Source organism: Sodalis ligni (genome assembly GCF_016865525.2).
Classification (GTDB): Bacteria; Pseudomonadota; Gammaproteobacteria; order Enterobacterales; family Enterobacteriaceae; genus Acerihabitans; species Acerihabitans ligni.
Window position 1 is genome coordinate 1,871,632 of the sequence record NZ_CP075169.1, and the last position, 14,742, is coordinate 1,886,373.

Genomic DNA, 14,742 nt, shown 5'->3' on the forward strand with positions numbered 1-14,742 from the left:
CATGTCCTTATATTGGCGTTAACGATAGCGGCGTCGGTCGGGATTGATATGCAATTCTTCAGCCAGCTCCACCGGTACCACCCGCTGGCCCACCGGCCAGAGGGCGATGGCCGCCAGTTTGAAATGAGCGATGCCCGGCGGAATACCGATAATGGTCAGGCATTGGCCGATGCCGGTGACGATATGCGATAGACACAGCCACCAGCCGAAGAGCACCAGCCACAACAGATTCAATAGCGTGCCGCCGGATGACAAGACCACATTGCGGTTCTCAGGATAGAGTATGTCCACATGAACGGTGGTATTGCCAAAGGGTACCAGTGAGTATTTGGTTATCTCCCAGCATGAACGGGTGAAAGGCCAGGTGATGATGAGTATCAGGCTTACGACAGTGGCCAGCAGCCACCCCAGGGTGGTAAAAAAACCACCTAAGATAAAATTGAGCAAATTGAGTAAAGTACGCATTATTCCCATTGTCTGTTTTTGCAGGTGTGAAGGTTGTTTCGGTAGGCTACCACAGTAGAATGAAGACTATTCTACCCTGATTTCCAGGCCGGGGCAGAACAAGTTAATATGGGTAGCAGACCCCCTTGCGTCTTAACGAAAAGGAATCGCGGCAACCCTATGGAACTGAAATCGACTTCCCTCGGCAAGCATCTGGCACAGCATCCCTATAATCGGGTGCAATTGTTACACGCCGGCGTCGAGGTCAGCGGCGATAAGCACCATTACATTATTCCCTTTAATGAAATTCTGGCCATTCGCTGCAAGCGGGGAATTGTCTGGGGCGAGCTGGAGTTCGAATTGCCCGGGGCGAAGGTAGTTCGTCTTCACGGCACGGAGTGGCAGGAAACGCAGCGGTTTTATCACCACCTGCAAAAAAGCTGGCTCGATTGGAGCCGTGATATGAGCGATGTGTGCGCCGATGTGCTCCGCCAGCAGGTGATAGCCATTGAACAGGCCGCGGCCCGGGATCAATGGTTCCAGGCGAGCCGGCTGGCGGCGCTGCAAGACAGCATCCGCGAGGCGTTTGCGTCTTTGCCGTTGCCGCTGGCGCGCCTGGAGGAGTTTGAACACTGCCGCGACAACTACCGCCTGTGCCTGAAATGGCTCGAGCAGGGCCCGGCGATGGCGCTGCGCTGCAACCAGCAGTGGACGAATAACATGCTGGAACAGCATAAAGACTATTTTGATACCGTCGAAAGTTCTCCCCTTAATCTTTCTCAAAGCCGCGCGGTGGTTAACGGTGAAAACGCCCTGCTGGTGCTGGCGGGCGCCGGCAGCGGCAAAACCTCGGTGCTGGTGGCCCGCGCCGGCTGGCTGTTGAGACGCAGGGAAGCCGATCCGGAGCAAATACTGATGCTGGCCTTCGGACGGCAGGCGGCGGCGGAAATGGATGAGCGCATCCGGTTGCGCCTGCGGGTGGAGGGCATCCGATCCTGGACTTTCCATGCCCTGGCCCTGTTTATTATCCGGCAAGGCAGTAAAAAGGCGCCGGCCATAAGCGCTTTGGAGAGTGATGGCCCGGCGCGGCGAGCATTATTGATAACGCAATGGCGCCAGCAGTGTAGTGAGAAAAAACCCCAGGCAAAAGGCTGGCGGCAACTGATCGTCGAGGAACTGGGATGGGACGTCCCGGAAGGGGAGTATTGGCAGGACGAACGGCTGGCACAGCGTCTGGCGCCCCGTATCGAGCGATGGATCGGCTTGATGCGCATGCACGGCGGCACCCAGGCGGAAATGATCCAGCAGGCACCCGATGATTTACACGATGTCTTTCAAAAACGTATCCGCCTGCTGTCGCCATTGCTGAAAGCCTGGAAACAGGCCCTTAAAGAGGAAGGCGCGGTGGATTTTGCCGGACTGATGCACCAGGCGGTGGATATCTTGCAAAAAGGCCGGTTTATCAGCCCTTGGAAACATATCCTGGTGGATGAATACCAGGACATATCCCCCCAGCGCATAAAGTTATTGGAAGCGCTGTGCCGGCAGAATCGCCGAACGTCGCTGTTTGCCGTCGGCGACGATTGGCAGGCCATTTATCGTTTCAGCGGCGCCGAGCTCTCCCTGACCACCGGCTTTACCGAACGTTTCGACGCCGGAGCGCAGTGTGCCCTGGATACCACCTATCGTTTCAACCAGCGTATCGGTGAAATCGCCACGGCGTTTGTGCTGCAAAATCCCTATCAGCTCAAAAAAGACCTGAATAGTTTGACTAAAGGCACCAAAAAATCCGTTTTGATCCTGCCCGACTCTCAACTTGAGACGCTACTGAATAAGCTCAGCGGCTTCGCCCTGCCCGCGGAACGGATCCTGATACTGGCCCGCTACCATTATCTGCGGCCGTCCCTGCTGGATAAAGCGGTAACCCGCTGGCCAACCCTGAATATCGATTTTATGACCATGCACGGCAGCAAAGGGCAACAGGCGGATTACGTCATCATTATCGGCATGAATGAGGGCAAGGACGGCTTCCCCGCGGCGGCGCGTGAAACCGTGTTCGAACGGGTCTTGCTGCCGCAGCCGGAGGATTTCCCCGATGCCGAGGAGCGGCGTCTGCTGTATGTCGCCCTCACCAGGGCAAAGCAGCAGGTATGGTTGCTGCACGATTCCGGGCAGCCGTCGGTATTTATCGAGACATTAGCGCAGTTGGGCGTGCCTAAAGTACATAAACCTTGAGGAACCGGACGGTTGCAATCACCGTCCGGAGCCGGTTATCGCAAACGGTCGGTGAGATAACGCTGGTAATCGGGGATTTCGATTTGAATCTCGCCGCTGAATAATGCGGAGCTTATTAATAAATCTGCGGTTGAACGATTGGTGGCCACGGGAATATTCCACACGGTCGCCAGCCGCAGCAACGCTTTTACATCGGGATCGTGCGGTACGGCATTCAATGGGTCCCAGAAGAAAATCAATACATCGATTTTGCCTTCCGATATCAGTGCTCCCACCTGCTGATCGCCGCCCATCGGTCCGCTCAACATACTGTGCACCGGCAGTCCGGTACTCCTCTGCACCAGATTCCCGGTAGTCCCGGTGGCGTAAAGGGTATGCTCCGCCAGAACGGGCTTATTGATCTCGACCCAGTTGAGCAACGATTGTTTGCAGTGATCGTGAGCGACCAAGGCAATATGTTTGCGTATGGCGATGGTACGGGTGATTGACTCCATATACTTTCCTTTAATGAAATTTACGCTGTCTATAGACTATCGAAAGTCGATTTCACTGCAAACCATTTAATGCTGACTCTGGTAATGCCACGCGCTCAGTCCAGCCACTGGGGACGGGTACTTGACCCGGAGGGCAGAAACCAGAAACGCAACATTTGCTCGATATGGGCGGCGGTGCTGTTCTGAAGGGGAGACGCAATCCATGCATCCGCGGCCGGGCTCTCATTGGGAGCGGGAAGCCGAGGCGGCATTGGCAACGTGGCGCCATACTCTCTCTCGTGATGCCGCAGAGCCGCCATCACCCCCTCATTGCCCACCGGCAAGCGGCTGTAAGCCGCATTCACCGCCGCATCATGTTCATCCAAAAGTGTTAGCACCGGCAGGCTGATAAAATGATCAATCTCATCGCGGGTGGTGAGCGGCGGCAGCCGAAACCGCAAGCGATGTGCATTCCAGGTATCGAACAGCACAATCAGGTAGAACGGTCGATAAATTCCCAGCCTATCATAGTCATGGTAAGCCCTGCGATTCAGGGTGAATACCAGTTGGTGCCCGCCCTGGGCTAACTCAAGGCTGCCGGCGCCGCGTAACAGTATGCTATTCACTGGCGTACCGTCGACTATCAATAATTCCATGGCCTGCGGCAATTGCAGAGTCGTCGCTAACGCGGGCAGGCCCGTAAAGAGGCTTATCCCGATAACAATGACGCGCAAAAAATTCATTATGTTCCCTCGCCGGATATCATTGACTACTTATATATTTAGAATGTACATAATAATATTTTTGTAGCATTTATTCACAAATATTTTTATTTTGAAATTATTTGATTAACCTTAATTATCTTGCTTTTTTCACCGCTGGTATACACTTAATCAACAAGTATGAAACCGGAGAAACGTCATGACCGATACCGACATTGCCGACATTTTGACGTCCGTGAAGACGATTGCCCTGGTGGGGGCCAGTGAAAAGCCTGCGCGGGCCAGCCACGATGTCATGGCTTATTTACTTGAACAGGGCTATCAGGTTTTCCCGGTTAATCCCATACTGGCGGGGCGTGAGATCCTGGGTCAACGAGTCTACGCCGATCTGGCGAGTATACCGGTTAAGGTGGATATGGTGGATATCTTTCGGCGTTCAGAGGCGGTATATGACCTGACCCAGGAGGCCATTACCATTGATGCCAAGGTATTATGGACGCAGTTGGGCGTAGTGAACGAACAGGCGGCGGTGTTGGCGAAAAATGTCGGTATGAAGGTTGTGATGGATCGCTGCCCGAAAATCGAGATCAGGCGGCTGGGGCTGGCGAAATGAATATAGAGTTACGCGGGCGGGACCGCCCGCGTCATAGTTAATCAGTTTCTCAACCGTGGTGCCTGCAGTTGCTGGCGTATAGACTCCGCCAAATCGTCCAGGGTCGGTTGTTCCGGATGTACCGGCGCCGTTTCATAATTCAGCTGGACTTCGGCAAGATAGGTGTGCACCGGCTTGCCTTCGTCGTCTTCCATCACCACATGGTACCAAGGGGCGGCGCGAAGCTTGTCGTCAGCCGCAATCTCGTCAAGTGACGGCTTTTCCAGGGAGTATTCGGGGTCGACATCGATGATGACACCCAAATAGCCCAGTAGCTTGTGGCGGACCTGTTGTCCGATTCCAAATTTGCTGGCAATCATAAAGAGCTCCCGCGTACGTAATAGTGCCTTATCCTAAATATGGGGGATACGCGGACAATATCAAGGGAGGGCGGTCTTTTTAAATTACCCGGCAAGCGAAACCCTTTAGATAAAGGCCTTCCGGGTAGGGGGCCGACACGGGATGATCGGCCGCCTGGCGGAATTGCTCGATAAATTGTATGTCTCTGTGGGCATCAAGGGCGGCATCGGCAATGATCTTTTGGAACAGATCGGTGGTCATCAGCCCGGAGCATGAGAAAGTAAGCAAAATACCCTCCGGCGCCAGCAGTTGGAGCGCCAGCATATTAATATCTTTATAACCGCGGCAGGCGCTGGCCAGCTGGTTTTTGTTTTCCACAAATTTCGGCGGATCCATGACTATCATGTCGAACTGCCGGCCCTGTTCGCGGTATTGCCTCAGCAGTTGAAAAACGTCTTCTCGTACAAATTCGGCTTTGCCCACGTCCAGATGATTGCGTTCAACGTTTTGCCTGGCGATATCCAGCACATGCTGGGAGGTATCCACATTCGTCACCTGCAGGCAGTCCCCCATCAAGGCTGCCACGCTAAAGGCGCCTGTATAGGAAAAGCAGTTCAGGACACGGCGTCCGGCGGCATATTTACGCGCGGCCAGGCGGCTGTCCCGTTGATCCAGATAAAATCCGGTTTTGTGGCCCTGGGTGATATCCACCAGCAAAGACATATCGTGCTCGCGTATCGCCAGCAAATCCGGAGGGGTTTCGCCGGTTATTAATCCGCAGGTCAGCTCCAAGCCTTCCTTTTTTCGCACCGCGACGTCTGATCGGTCATAAATAGAACAGGCCGGGTAGCATTGCTGCAAAGCCAGAATCAGCGCGGCGCGATGGTATTCCGCACCGGCGGAGAGCAGTTGCAATACCAGGAAATTACCGTAGCGATCAATGGTAATGCCCGGCAAACCGTCCGATTCACCGGCAATCACCCGGTAGGCGTCCAGATTATCGCGTTTTGCCAACAAATCCCGTAAGCGTTGCGCGGTGGTCAACCGCCGGACAAAGAAGTCTGTATCAATGGATTCCTCGGCTTGGAAAGTCCAGACGCGGGCACGGATTTGCGACTGGGGAGAATAGGCGCCGCGGGCCAGCCAATTTCCCTTATCGTCGCAAATGTCGATGGTCTCACCGGATTGCGTTTTGCCGTCCACCCGCTGCACGGCGCCGGAAAAGACCCAGGGATGCCGGCGAAGCAAGGATTTTTCCCGGCCTTTGGCAAGAAATAAACGTTTTGTCATCTTGAATTATACTGATTAAGGGAAAGAGCGCCATTTTGCGAATAAGCGCGGACAATTGCAAACATTAGCCGTTAACCAGGGGGAATGATGAGCAAGGTATGTACCTCAATCTATATTTACGGCGTAGTGCAAGGGGTGGGGTTCCGTTATCACGCCCAGCATCGGGCTCAAGATTTGGGGTTGGTGGGCTACGTACGTAATCTCGACGATGGCGGCGTTGAAGTGGTGGCCTGCGGCGAGGGCGCTCAGCTGGACAAATTTCAAGACTGGCTAAAACAAGGGGGCCCGCAGCGCCCGTATTGAAAAATCCTAAGCGAACCAAAACCGGTTGTTGAAAGCGAATTCAACGGCTTTAAGGTCCGCTATTGAGATCAAATACATTTCACGGGTTTTGGCAAACCGGCGATTTTGGTGGCCTGTTTTGCCGGCCCTTGAGGAAATAACCGATAGAGGTAACTGCTGTTGCCTTTCTCCTCGCCGTATTTTTGCCCCATGGCCTTAACCAGCATACGGATGGCGGGAGAAGTATTGAACTGCAGGTAGAAATCCCGGACAAAATGAATCACCTGCCAATGCGCCTCCGTCAGTTTAATCTGTTCCTGTTCGGCAATGGCTTCTGCCAGCGCTTCGTGCCAATCATCGATATTTTTCAGATAACCCTGCGCATCGGTTTCAATGTCTTTGCCGTTAAATTCCATCCTGTTCCCCATAACTCGTCAACCTGGCGGGTTATGTTAGCAAATGTACCGATAAACGGCATACAGCAAAAAGGGCCTTCATAGCTGACGGCCCTCGATGCGTTTTGCGCAGCCTGAAAGCTCGCCAATCAATTGTTGCGCATAAAGCCCAGGATGCTCAGCAGGCTGACGAATATATTATACAGTGAAACGTAAAGACCCATGGTAGCGCGGATATAATTGGTTTCCCCGCCATGGATGATATTACTGGTTTCCCATAAAATGGCGCCCGACGAAAACAGGATAAACAAGACGCTTACCGCCATTGACAGGGCCGGTATATGCAGGAACAGATTGGCGATGACCGCCACCAGCAAAACGACGAACCCGGCCAACATCATACCCGACAGGAACGACATATCTTTACGGGTGGTGAGAACATAGGCGGAACAGCAGAAAAACACCAGAGCGGTTCCTCCCAGCGCCAGCATAATGATTTCACCGGCCCCGGAGGCCAGCAACATGCTCAGCAGCGGTCCAAGGCTGTATCCCAGAAAACCGGTGAATGCAAAGGCCGCCAGAATGCCCGCCGGCCTGTCGGCCAAACGGTATGTCAGGAACATCAGGCCGTAAAAGCCGGCCATCATGAGAATCAGTCCCGGCGCGGGCAGGTGCAGCAGGGTGCTGGCGGTGGCCGTTACTGCGGAAAAGCCCAGGGTCAGCGAGAGCAGAAAATAGGTATTGCGCAGCACTTTATGGGTGCTTAGCAATGAGCGCTCGCGGGTGGATGTCGCGACCAAACGATCCATAGGTTTTACCTCTTGGTGGAAAATAATCATCGGTATGTGGCTGTCAGATTAATGGCCGTATGACGCCCCACCTAATCGTTTTACCCTTCTTTACGCATAGAAAGGCTGGTTTATCGGCTTATAATGTATAGGGATCATCCATCAGCAGGACTAGCGGTGAAATTTCAAGCGATTAGAACATTTCTCCCTTTACAACAGAAACGACTCTGTTTATAGTTCGCCTCGTGGCGGAGGAGTGGCCGAGCGGTTGAAGGCCCCGGTCTTGAAACCCGGCGACGCGAAAGCGTTCGTGAGTTCGAATCTCCCCTCCTCCGCCACTCTCACTTCTACCAACCTCTCCTAAAGTCTACTAAATCCAGTCTCTACCTGTTGTTACTCAAGTTTTCAATATCCCAACGTCTACCTAAGTCGCTTGAAATCCACGCTTATGCGGGGTATATATGGGGTATAAAATTATCTCCTTTGAAAAGTACCCCAGATGACACTGAACGCTCGGCAAGTCGAAACGGCCAAACTACAGGAAAAAGCCTACAAGCTTGCCGATGGCGGCGGACTGTATCTTTGGTCAAACCCAATGGCTCTCGTTATTGGCGGCTCAAGTATCGGGTGGCTGGCAAGGAAAAACTTTTATCGATTGGCGTTTACCCGGATGTATCGTTGTCAGATGCCAGAGCAAGGCGCGAAGATGCCAGGAAACAGATCAAGGCCGGCGTTGACCCAAGCGAGAACAAGCAGCAGCAGAAACAAGCCCGTCAGGAAGAAACAGCAAATACCTTCGAAGCACTTGCCTGCGAGTGGTATGCCAAGCGGCAAGACCGCTGGTCCATCGGCTATCGAACTGACATGATGAGTGCCTTCGAAAATGACGTGTTTCCTTATATAGGCCACCGGCCAATAAAGGATATAAAGCCCCTTGAACTTTTGGCGGTGCTATCCAAGTTGGAGGAACGCGGAGCAACGGAAAAATTAAAGAAAGTCCGGCAGCGGTGCGGGGAAGTCTGGAAATATGCGATTGTCACTGGCCGGGCGGAATATAACCCTGCGCCGGATCTTGCCAGCGCCACCAAGCCCCATAAGCGAGAACATTACGCGCATTTATCCGCCACTGAATTACCGGAGTTTTTGCATTCACTTAGCGGTTATATGGGTAGTCAGCTTGTCAGAACGGCTATGCAATTGATGATCCTGACGGGTGTCAGGCCTGGCGAAATGCGCAATGCGGAATGGTCAGAAATTGACCTCGATAAAGCATTATGGGAAATCCCCGCGGGGAAGATGAAAATGCGCCGGCCCCATCTTGTGCCGCTGCCTATCCAGGCCGTAACGCTACTGCGAGAAATTCAGCCTATCAGTGGGCGATATCAATATGTTTTCCCTGGCCGGGTCCGGCATACAAACCCCATCAGTGAAATGACGCTTAATTTGCTCATTCGTCGCATAGGTTATGGCGGCAGGGCAACCGGGCACGGCTTCCGCCACACCATGAGCACCATACTCCATGAGCAGGGCTATAACACCGCCTGGATCGAGACGCAGCTGGCGCACGTCGATAAAAATTCAATTCGTGGCACCTATAACCATGCTCAATATCTCGATGGCCGGCGGGAAATGCTTCAGTAGTATGCAGATTATATGGATGCGCTGGAGAACGGGGGAAATGTGGTGCATGGGAAGTTTGGGAAAAGCGCGTAGCTGGACGTATAGACAGTACGGGTTAGATGGTAGTAAACTTCTGTAGACGAACAAAGAATAGGCTATGCCTAGGGTAGCTCACGAAAGATTTCTATTTTCAAGAGCGGGCAGAGCCATCAGAAGTTAGAGGGTGAGAGGTGGCTAATGCCTATAGTCAAAGATGTAGATTTAACTCATTGGAAGACAGTTCAAGAATTCAATATCGAACAAGCAGCATTGTTGTTAGCCGGTATTGACCCATATGATTTTCCTGGTGGACTTATTGAAGTCCGAAATGAACGGCATGAGCGCTGGAAGATGGCTTGGGGTTTTTCCTCTGGCTTAATTAGCGCAATTCGCAGAGGTACACTGACTCCAATAATTTGTATGGGCGAACTGAAAAAATGGAATGACTGGGAAAAAGAATTCTACTATGAACATGAAGTAATTAAGCAAACAGACAGAACAAAAGAAATAAGTAAAACGGAAACGATTTTAACAAGAGATTCATTGTTTTTTTGGGTTGAATCGGAAAAAGTTGACTTCGTTCGTAGATCAAACCCTAAAATAGCCATAGAAAGAGAAATTATTGATTATAATTTTGTTGAAAATTCCTCACTGGATGTAAACCAAAATAGTGCTGAAACACCTACAACGCTATTACTTCCAGAATATGAGCATCAAAGCGAAGGCCTCGAATTTATAAAAGATGCTATAAAACAATTTTGGTCAACCTATGATCCTGATGATAAATCGACGGCACCTAATCGTGATGATGTCAGAGATTATCTTGTTAGTATTGGCGCGACAGTTAATCTCGCTAAAGCTGTTGATGAAGTTCTTCGACCTTTTGAGTTGAAGAAAGGCGGGAGAAGACCATCAAAACATATAGTTAAACCGTATTACTGATGCCTATAAAACGGTAGTGCGGTTATGAAAATTGTCTTGATTTGATCTTGTTCTTGCAAATTTTCTTTATAAAACTGCTGTGCTGTTTCATCTGAAACGGTGAGGAGGAAAATAAAACCTACTTACTGTTTTATCTATTTTAACTCTGAGATGATTATTTCTGTTATCGCAACGTCTATTAAACGATTTTGACCTATACAGGAATGATTATGCATAATAACTTTATTCGCCTTCCGGAAGTTCAGCGCCGAACTGGTTACAGCAAGGCGTGGCTGTATCGCCTTATCAGCCAAGAACGCTTTCCCAAGCCCGTAAAATCGGTTCTCGCTCGATTGCTTTCGTTGAAAGTGAGGTAGACGAGTGGATTGATAGGCGTATCGCAGAATCGCGTGGGGAGGCCGCATAATGAAAAACCGCCCCATACAGCAGGCGGCTAATCAGAACTCGAACGGCTCTGATTTTACGCTCACCAGCACCATAAAGCCAACTCCTAAGAAGCACCGCGCCCGCCGGTACATGCTTTACAGCGGCGTGAACGGATTCACTGAGAATGAAATCCTGCGCTATTGTCGGCTTTCTTCTGGCCGGAATTACGCTACCGAAATTGAGCGCCAGCTTAATATTACCCTGGAACGCTTTGACGAGCCGAATACGGACGGAATCGGTAGCCACTTCCGCTATCGCATTAACACCCGCGCCAGTGCGCTTAAAATTATCGACCTGATGAGGTATCACGCCTTTGTTGGCGGTTATTCCGGTCTCAGCAGGGAAGATGTAATTGATATTCTCGATTTGTATCCGGACGAATTAAAAGCCGATTAACGGAGCCTGAAAAATGAAAATGAAAAATATGCCTATTCCTGGGCAGGGACAAACTCACCCCGCGGCTGACCAGGGAGATATTTCCAGCAATAACTTTGCGATAATTGTCCCCGTGTTTTCTGGACAGATTGGCGGGCGTGAAACCAATACACTAAGCGCCAAAGCGTTACACAAAGCGCTGGGTGTGCGGCGCGTATTCGCGAGCTGGTTTAAAGGCCGGATCGAGGAATACGGCTTTGCGGAGGGTGTGGATTATGCGGTTTTTGATTCCTTGGATTTCAGGAATCAAAGCGCAGAAAGTGACCAATTAACACCGGAATGGGTGTTTAATCCCAAACGCGGACGCCCTGAAAAAGATTACTTGCTGGCTATCGGCATGGGTAAAGAGCTGTCGATGCTGGAGAACAACGAGCAGGGCCGGGCCGTTCGCCGTTATTTCATCCAGTGCGAGGAAGCGTTACAGCGCAGTGCGCCGGAAATTGCGGCCCGGTTCCGCCGTCAACTCAAAGCCCGCATTGAAGCTGCGAACCACTTCCCGCAAATGTGCGCCTCCCTCGATGCCGCCCGCGCCGAGCAGGGCAAAGAAACCCAACAGCACCACTATACCAACGAAAGCAATATGCTCGCCCGTATTGTCCTTGGCGGACTAACAGCCAAGCAGTGGGCAAAGCTTAACGGCATTCAGGGTGAACCGAGGGACGGCATGAATGCTGTACAGCTTGAGCACCTTGGTTACCTGGAGAGCACCAATATCACGCTGATTGATATGGGTATGGATTATTACCAACGAAAGGCCGAGCTGACACGCCTTTCCCAACGCTGGTTAACCAAGCGCCTGGAGGCCTACAATGCTTAACCACGCCACCAGCCAGAAAGAAGCCCTTCTTTTGGCTGGCGCCCTGCTCTCTAAGGGGGCGGTGAATGTTCCCAAGACGCTGTTACGCAGTAACGTTGGATTGCGAAGCCGCTTATCGGGGTGGCAGGTGATTTGCGCATAGCTTTTAGCGACGCTCGAATTAGCTCCGGGCGGTTAGCGTACAGACCTTGCAACCCATTGTTTCTTCCGAAGACCTGCATCACAGGGAACCGGCATAACCCATTAATTGCGCCGAAATCCACCGCTGGTGGGCGTCGGCATAACTCATTGATAAAGCTTAATTCCGTCGAATCAGCGGAATCAGGCAAAAGTGAACAGTATTCGGCTTCGGGTGAGCTAAGGCAGGATTCCGCCTTAGGTTCAGCGATCATCCGGATCGGATGTAACAAGGAAAATCAGGAAATTACCTGCCCCAAAGGTAAAGATGGTTGGATTTTCAGCCATGAGGGGAATCAAGAGGGTACAAAGCGGTACGCTACCCGTAAGCCGTTTTTGGATTACGGTGATAATCAGCAGTTTATCCGCGTCGCTAAAGATACGTGCAAAGCTTACCCTCTTTAAGAGGGGAGCTTTTGCAAGTAACCGAAAGTTACCCACTAAACCACACCGGAATTTCCGGGAGGTTAACAGGGTTACGGGGAGTAACTCTGTTCAGTTTTCCGGTTCCGATCTGGCCTTCTTGCGCTGCCGTCGTTTGATCTCGCCTTTAACCGCCGTGACGAAAGAGAGTTGCAAATCTGCCGGTTAACCCAGCCGTTGGCGGAGTCAAATGCCCATCAGCCTTTTGGCTCAATACCCTCACGTTTTAACCGCTGGCGGCAAGCGTCTTTAACCCAAGAGCTGAAATTGCCATTACCGGCGATGGAATCGATTTGCTCCAGTAACGCATCCTCAAAGCGGATATTTTTCTTTGTGCTGCCCGAACGCTCGAAAGCAGGCTTATCATTTTTATCTTGCATTGGTACGTACCGTTGGAATAGGATTAATGATAATGGTACGTACCAAATTATTCTTACGCAACCATTAAAAGCAGCGAAGCCCGGACGTGCGCAAACCCAAGCCAGGCCTCATACCCAGCCGTTATACGAGGTAACGGTCATGGCTGCCGCTCAGCCTGCCCAAATTCGCCCAAAATTTAATTATCGGTTTAGGGCCCTGGCCCGCACCGACCACAACACTAAACTCTGCGGGCTATCCATTGAAGCCACCAGCGAACGGGAAGCCCGCCTTATCCTGGCGCCGCATTACATCCTGTCCTTTGCCGGACGCCTGCCGGTTCCGGAGGCATACCATGCCTAAATACCGCTATTACTTTGATGCGATATCCCGCAAGGACATGCGCCTACAGCGTCGGATTTTCGTTGATGCCGAAACTTTATGGCAAGCCCGCGCGGCCTTGAAAACCAGATTCATCACGTTTTTTGTTGGCCGCCGGCCGATTTCCGGGAGTGCGCAATGAACATTCAGCCGACTATCCCCACGATCACCGCACCCTTGCATTTATGCCCCGACTTCACCGGCAGGGTGCTGCTACATGTCGAAAACGGCACGGTGCTTAGTGAGCGGTGCTTAGCCGCTAATGAGCATGTGGCCACCTTGCGGGCTTTCGTGGAATTAGCGCGCTTAGCGGGCTGGCGCATCATGTTTGAACAGGAGGTGGATCATGCTTAAGGCCGGTGTTTTATACGATGCCATGGGGAAAATAGCTTCCCTGGCCGCTGCCGCTCAGTTCCTTACGGATTCTCGGGAAGAACAAGAAATACAGATTGAGCTGATTGGACTTATCGAAGATATCGCCCTGAAGGCGAAGGAACGCGCCAAGGAGTCGAGCCATGAATAACAGCAAAGTTACCCGGTGGGAGCTTATCAACATTGCTTCCAATGCGCAGGCTTACGCCAAACAACTGCACGGCATTATCTGTCTGATGATGGATAGCAGGGAACAAGACGACCAGGAAACGTGGCAAATCGCCGCGCTTACTACCCTCTCACACCTGGTATGCAAAGAACTCGAACCGGCGGTTAACGCATCGGTTAAAGAACCGGAGGCGGATCATGTCGCATGAACTCACCCTTGATGAAGCCGCAGAACGGGCCACGCAGGCGGAGATTGTCTGCCGGCTGCTGGAACATTACCCGTGCGCAATGGAGTCCAGCGATATTTCCGCAATAGCCACGTTGTTACGCCGGCTGACGGGCAACGTGGCCGCCTGGTTGATTGAAGAACAGGCACATCGGGAAGGCAAAGCATGAGCAACCTCATTCACTTCATGGCCGATACGAGCAAATCAGCGTCCCCGGCTCAAGCTACGCCATTCGGTATCAAAATTGGACACAAAGTGCTGGGGTATTCCGTTGCCATCCGCCAATTGGACGAAGGACGGTTTGATGAATGCCTTATCGATGGCATGCGCTTTTTGGTTGAGGTTTTCCAGGGTGAAAGGCGGGGCTGGTTTAAACCGACCATGGAACAAAGGGCTATCACCTGGCGGTGGGTGGTCGCCACCGTCTTTATCGGCGAGCAATGGGAGGAAAACGGTACGGTGGAAGTCCCCCAGAATGACGGCACAACAAAACATGCCGTTCGCTATGTCGGGCGGCATGGCGGCATTACCGTCTACCCCGCTACGGAACGCTTCTCCCTGGCGAATCACGTCGAGGAGGCCGCTTTAGAACGTTATCCGCGCGATAACCCCTACCTGAAGGCACTCCAGATTTATCAGAGCATGGTTGAGGTCAATCCTGATAATGGCGCGTGGCGTTTATCCCAATGGGGCCGTGAAGGGTTGGCCCTGATCCATGACGGCTTTATCGACATGCTCAACACCGAAGGGATGCCGGCGGCTCCCATAGCGCATTAG

19 protein-coding genes, 1 tRNA gene and 3 pseudogenes are annotated in these 14,742 nt (G+C 52.0%); 15 read left to right on the plus strand and 8 right to left on the minus strand.

The window, feature by feature from the left end:
- Positions 1 to 18: 18 nt before the first annotated feature.
- Positions 19 to 465 (minus strand): YccF domain-containing protein, encoded by a 447-nt coding sequence (locus tag GTU79_RS08710; protein ID WP_203522185.1) that lies wholly within the window; start codon positions 463 to 465, stop codon positions 19 to 21.
- A 159-nt stretch (positions 466 to 624) separates the two neighbouring features.
- Between GTU79_RS08710 and helD the strand changes: the two genes are divergently transcribed.
- Complete coding sequence (gene helD, locus GTU79_RS08715) at positions 625 to 2,679, plus strand: DNA helicase IV (RefSeq protein WP_203522184.1); 2,055 nt, start codon at positions 625 to 627, stop codon at positions 2,677 to 2,679.
- 35 nt (positions 2,680 to 2,714) lie between these two features.
- Here helD and GTU79_RS08720 read toward each other — a convergent pair whose 3' ends face one another.
- Positions 2,715 to 3,173: a methylglyoxal synthase gene (locus GTU79_RS08720; protein ID WP_203522183.1), complete on the minus strand. Its 459-nt coding sequence runs from the start codon at positions 3,171 to 3,173 to the stop codon at positions 2,715 to 2,717.
- Positions 3,174 to 3,268: 95 nt separating this feature from the next.
- The gene (locus tag GTU79_RS08725; RefSeq protein WP_203522182.1) at positions 3,269 to 3,895 is read right to left on the minus strand and encodes a DUF2057 family protein; all 627 of its coding nucleotides are present in this window, start codon (positions 3,893 to 3,895) and stop codon (positions 3,269 to 3,271) included.
- 178 nt (positions 3,896 to 4,073) lie between these two features.
- Between GTU79_RS08725 and GTU79_RS08730 the strand changes: the two genes are divergently transcribed.
- Positions 4,074 to 4,487: a CoA-binding protein gene (locus tag GTU79_RS08730; RefSeq protein WP_132922596.1), complete on the plus strand. Its 414-nt coding sequence runs from the start codon at positions 4,074 to 4,076 to the stop codon at positions 4,485 to 4,487.
- Between the two features lie 41 nt (positions 4,488 to 4,528).
- Here GTU79_RS08730 and hspQ read toward each other — a convergent pair whose 3' ends face one another.
- Together hspQ and rlmI are read right to left on the minus strand one after the other, a co-directional pair.
- A complete protein-coding gene (hspQ, locus tag GTU79_RS08735; protein WP_132922595.1) occupies positions 4,529 to 4,846 on the minus strand; it encodes a heat shock protein HspQ in 318 nt (105 codons plus the stop codon).
- Between the two features lie 79 nt (positions 4,847 to 4,925).
- Positions 4,926 to 6,116 carry a 23S rRNA (cytosine(1962)-C(5))-methyltransferase RlmI gene (rlmI, locus tag GTU79_RS08740; RefSeq protein WP_203522181.1) on the minus strand — a complete coding sequence of 397 codons (1,191 nt, stop codon included), beginning with the start codon at positions 6,114 to 6,116 and terminating at the stop codon, positions 4,926 to 4,928.
- Between the two features lie 87 nt (positions 6,117 to 6,203).
- On the opposite strand from rlmI, the pseudogene yccX reads away from it, so the two are divergent.
- Positions 6,204 to 6,485: pseudogene (yccX, locus tag GTU79_RS08745) on the plus strand (acylphosphatase).
- A gap of 2 nt (positions 6,486 to 6,487) precedes the next feature.
- On the opposite strand, the gene tusE reads toward yccX, so the two are convergent.
- Together tusE and yccA are read right to left on the minus strand one after the other, a co-directional pair.
- Entirely contained in the window at positions 6,488 to 6,814 is a 327-nt protein-coding gene (gene tusE, locus GTU79_RS08750) for a sulfurtransferase TusE (RefSeq protein ID WP_214513845.1), read from the minus strand.
- Positions 6,815 to 6,942: 128 nt separating this feature from the next.
- Positions 6,943 to 7,602, minus strand: a complete 660-nt coding sequence (yccA, locus tag GTU79_RS08755) for an FtsH protease modulator YccA (RefSeq protein ID WP_214513846.1) — start codon at positions 7,600 to 7,602, stop codon at positions 6,943 to 6,945.
- 229 nt (positions 7,603 to 7,831) lie between these two features.
- Between yccA and GTU79_RS08760 the strand changes: the two genes are divergently transcribed.
- The 6 genes and pseudogenes from GTU79_RS08760 (at position 7,832) to GTU79_RS08785 (ending at position 11,860) form a co-directional block, all read left to right on the plus strand.
- Positions 7,832 to 7,919: transfer RNA gene (locus GTU79_RS08760), tRNA-Ser, on the plus strand.
- A 161-nt stretch (positions 7,920 to 8,080) separates the two neighbouring features.
- Positions 8,081 to 9,294, plus strand: a pseudogene (locus tag GTU79_RS08765) (tyrosine-type recombinase/integrase).
- 144 nt (positions 9,295 to 9,438) lie between these two features.
- The gene (locus GTU79_RS08770; protein WP_214513847.1) at positions 9,439 to 10,182 is read left to right on the plus strand and encodes a hypothetical protein; all 744 of its coding nucleotides are present in this window, start codon (positions 9,439 to 9,441) and stop codon (positions 10,180 to 10,182) included.
- A gap of 209 nt (positions 10,183 to 10,391) precedes the next feature.
- A pseudogene (locus tag GTU79_RS08775) lies at positions 10,392 to 10,588 on the plus strand (helix-turn-helix transcriptional regulator).
- Positions 10,588 to 11,004, plus strand: coding sequence for a hypothetical protein (locus GTU79_RS08780; RefSeq protein WP_203522177.1), 417 nt, complete (start codon positions 10,588 to 10,590; stop codon positions 11,002 to 11,004). Before GTU79_RS08775 ends, GTU79_RS08780 begins: the two are co-directional and overlap by 1 nt.
- Before the next feature lie 13 nt (positions 11,005 to 11,017).
- Positions 11,018 to 11,860 (plus strand): antA/AntB antirepressor family protein, encoded by an 843-nt coding sequence (locus GTU79_RS08785; RefSeq protein WP_203522176.1) that lies wholly within the window; start codon positions 11,018 to 11,020, stop codon positions 11,858 to 11,860.
- Between the two features lie 797 nt (positions 11,861 to 12,657).
- Here GTU79_RS08785 and GTU79_RS08790 read toward each other — a convergent pair.
- Complete coding sequence (locus GTU79_RS08790) at positions 12,658 to 12,840, minus strand: YlcI/YnfO family protein (protein WP_203522175.1); 183 nt, start codon at positions 12,838 to 12,840, stop codon at positions 12,658 to 12,660.
- 139 nt (positions 12,841 to 12,979) lie between these two features.
- Between GTU79_RS08790 and GTU79_RS08795 the strand changes: the two genes are divergently transcribed.
- The 6 genes from GTU79_RS08795 (at position 12,980) to GTU79_RS08820 (ending at position 14,742) form a co-directional block, all read left to right on the plus strand.
- A complete protein-coding gene (locus GTU79_RS08795; RefSeq protein WP_214513848.1) occupies positions 12,980 to 13,180 on the plus strand; it encodes a host cell division inhibitor Icd-like protein in 201 nt (66 codons plus the stop codon).
- Between the two features lie 156 nt (positions 13,181 to 13,336).
- A complete protein-coding gene (locus GTU79_RS08800; RefSeq protein ID WP_203522172.1) occupies positions 13,337 to 13,552 on the plus strand; it encodes a hypothetical protein in 216 nt (71 codons plus the stop codon).
- Positions 13,545 to 13,721, plus strand: coding sequence for a hypothetical protein (locus GTU79_RS08805; protein WP_203522171.1), 177 nt, complete (start codon positions 13,545 to 13,547; stop codon positions 13,719 to 13,721). Before GTU79_RS08800 ends, GTU79_RS08805 begins: the two co-directional genes overlap by 8 nt.
- Positions 13,714 to 13,947, plus strand: a complete 234-nt coding sequence (locus tag GTU79_RS08810) for a hypothetical protein (protein WP_203522170.1) — start codon at positions 13,714 to 13,716, stop codon at positions 13,945 to 13,947. The genes GTU79_RS08805 and GTU79_RS08810 overlap by 8 nt, the downstream gene beginning before the upstream one ends.
- Positions 13,937 to 14,134, plus strand: a complete 198-nt coding sequence (locus tag GTU79_RS08815; RefSeq protein WP_203522169.1) for a hypothetical protein — start codon at positions 13,937 to 13,939, stop codon at positions 14,132 to 14,134. Before GTU79_RS08810 ends, GTU79_RS08815 begins: the two co-directional genes overlap by 11 nt.
- Positions 14,131 to 14,742, plus strand: coding sequence for a hypothetical protein (locus GTU79_RS08820; protein WP_203522168.1), 612 nt, complete (start codon positions 14,131 to 14,133; stop codon positions 14,740 to 14,742). The genes GTU79_RS08815 and GTU79_RS08820 overlap by 4 nt, the downstream gene beginning before the upstream one ends.

Excerpts from the sequence above, each read along its gene's own strand:
- GTU79_RS08730 (WP_132922596.1), top strand. The coding sequence starts at position 4,074 with ATGACCGATACCGACATTGCCGACATTTTGACGTCCGTGAAGACGATT.
- yccA (WP_214513846.1), bottom strand. The coding sequence starts at position 7,602 with ATGGATCGTTTGGTCGCGACATCCACCCGCGAGCGCTCATTGCTAAGC.
- GTU79_RS08780 (WP_203522177.1), top strand. The coding sequence starts at position 10,588 with ATGAAAAACCGCCCCATACAGCAGGCGGCTAATCAGAACTCGAACGGC.
- tusE (WP_214513845.1), bottom strand. The coding sequence starts at position 6,814 with ATGGAATTTAACGGCAAAGACATTGAAACCGATGCGCAGGGTTATCTG.
- GTU79_RS08770 (WP_214513847.1), top strand. The coding sequence starts at position 9,439 with ATGCCTATAGTCAAAGATGTAGATTTAACTCATTGGAAGACAGTTCAA.
- hspQ (WP_132922595.1), bottom strand. The coding sequence starts at position 4,846 with ATGATTGCCAGCAAATTTGGAATCGGACAACAGGTCCGCCACAAGCTA.
- GTU79_RS08815 (WP_203522169.1), top strand. The coding sequence starts at position 13,937 with ATGTCGCATGAACTCACCCTTGATGAAGCCGCAGAACGGGCCACGCAG.
- GTU79_RS08805 (WP_203522171.1), top strand. The coding sequence starts at position 13,545 with ATGCTTAAGGCCGGTGTTTTATACGATGCCATGGGGAAAATAGCTTCC.
- GTU79_RS08720 (WP_203522183.1), bottom strand. The coding sequence starts at position 3,173 with ATGGAGTCAATCACCCGTACCATCGCCATACGCAAACATATTGCCTTG.
- GTU79_RS08725 (WP_203522182.1), bottom strand. The coding sequence starts at position 3,895 with ATGAATTTTTTGCGCGTCATTGTTATCGGGATAAGCCTCTTTACGGGC.
- GTU79_RS08820 (WP_203522168.1), top strand. The coding sequence starts at position 14,131 with ATGAGCAACCTCATTCACTTCATGGCCGATACGAGCAAATCAGCGTCC.
- GTU79_RS08795 (WP_214513848.1), top strand. The coding sequence starts at position 12,980 with ATGGCTGCCGCTCAGCCTGCCCAAATTCGCCCAAAATTTAATTATCGG.
- GTU79_RS08810 (WP_203522170.1), top strand. The coding sequence starts at position 13,714 with ATGAATAACAGCAAAGTTACCCGGTGGGAGCTTATCAACATTGCTTCC.
- helD (WP_203522184.1), top strand. The coding sequence starts at position 625 with ATGGAACTGAAATCGACTTCCCTCGGCAAGCATCTGGCACAGCATCCC.
- GTU79_RS08785 (WP_203522176.1), top strand. The coding sequence starts at position 11,018 with ATGAAAATGAAAAATATGCCTATTCCTGGGCAGGGACAAACTCACCCC.
- GTU79_RS08790 (WP_203522175.1), bottom strand. The coding sequence starts at position 12,840 with ATGCAAGATAAAAATGATAAGCCTGCTTTCGAGCGTTCGGGCAGCACA.
- GTU79_RS08710 (WP_203522185.1), bottom strand. The coding sequence starts at position 465 with ATGCGTACTTTACTCAATTTGCTCAATTTTATCTTAGGTGGTTTTTTT.
- rlmI (WP_203522181.1), bottom strand. The coding sequence starts at position 6,116 with ATGACAAAACGTTTATTTCTTGCCAAAGGCCGGGAAAAATCCTTGCTT.
- GTU79_RS08800 (WP_203522172.1), top strand. The coding sequence starts at position 13,337 with ATGAACATTCAGCCGACTATCCCCACGATCACCGCACCCTTGCATTTA.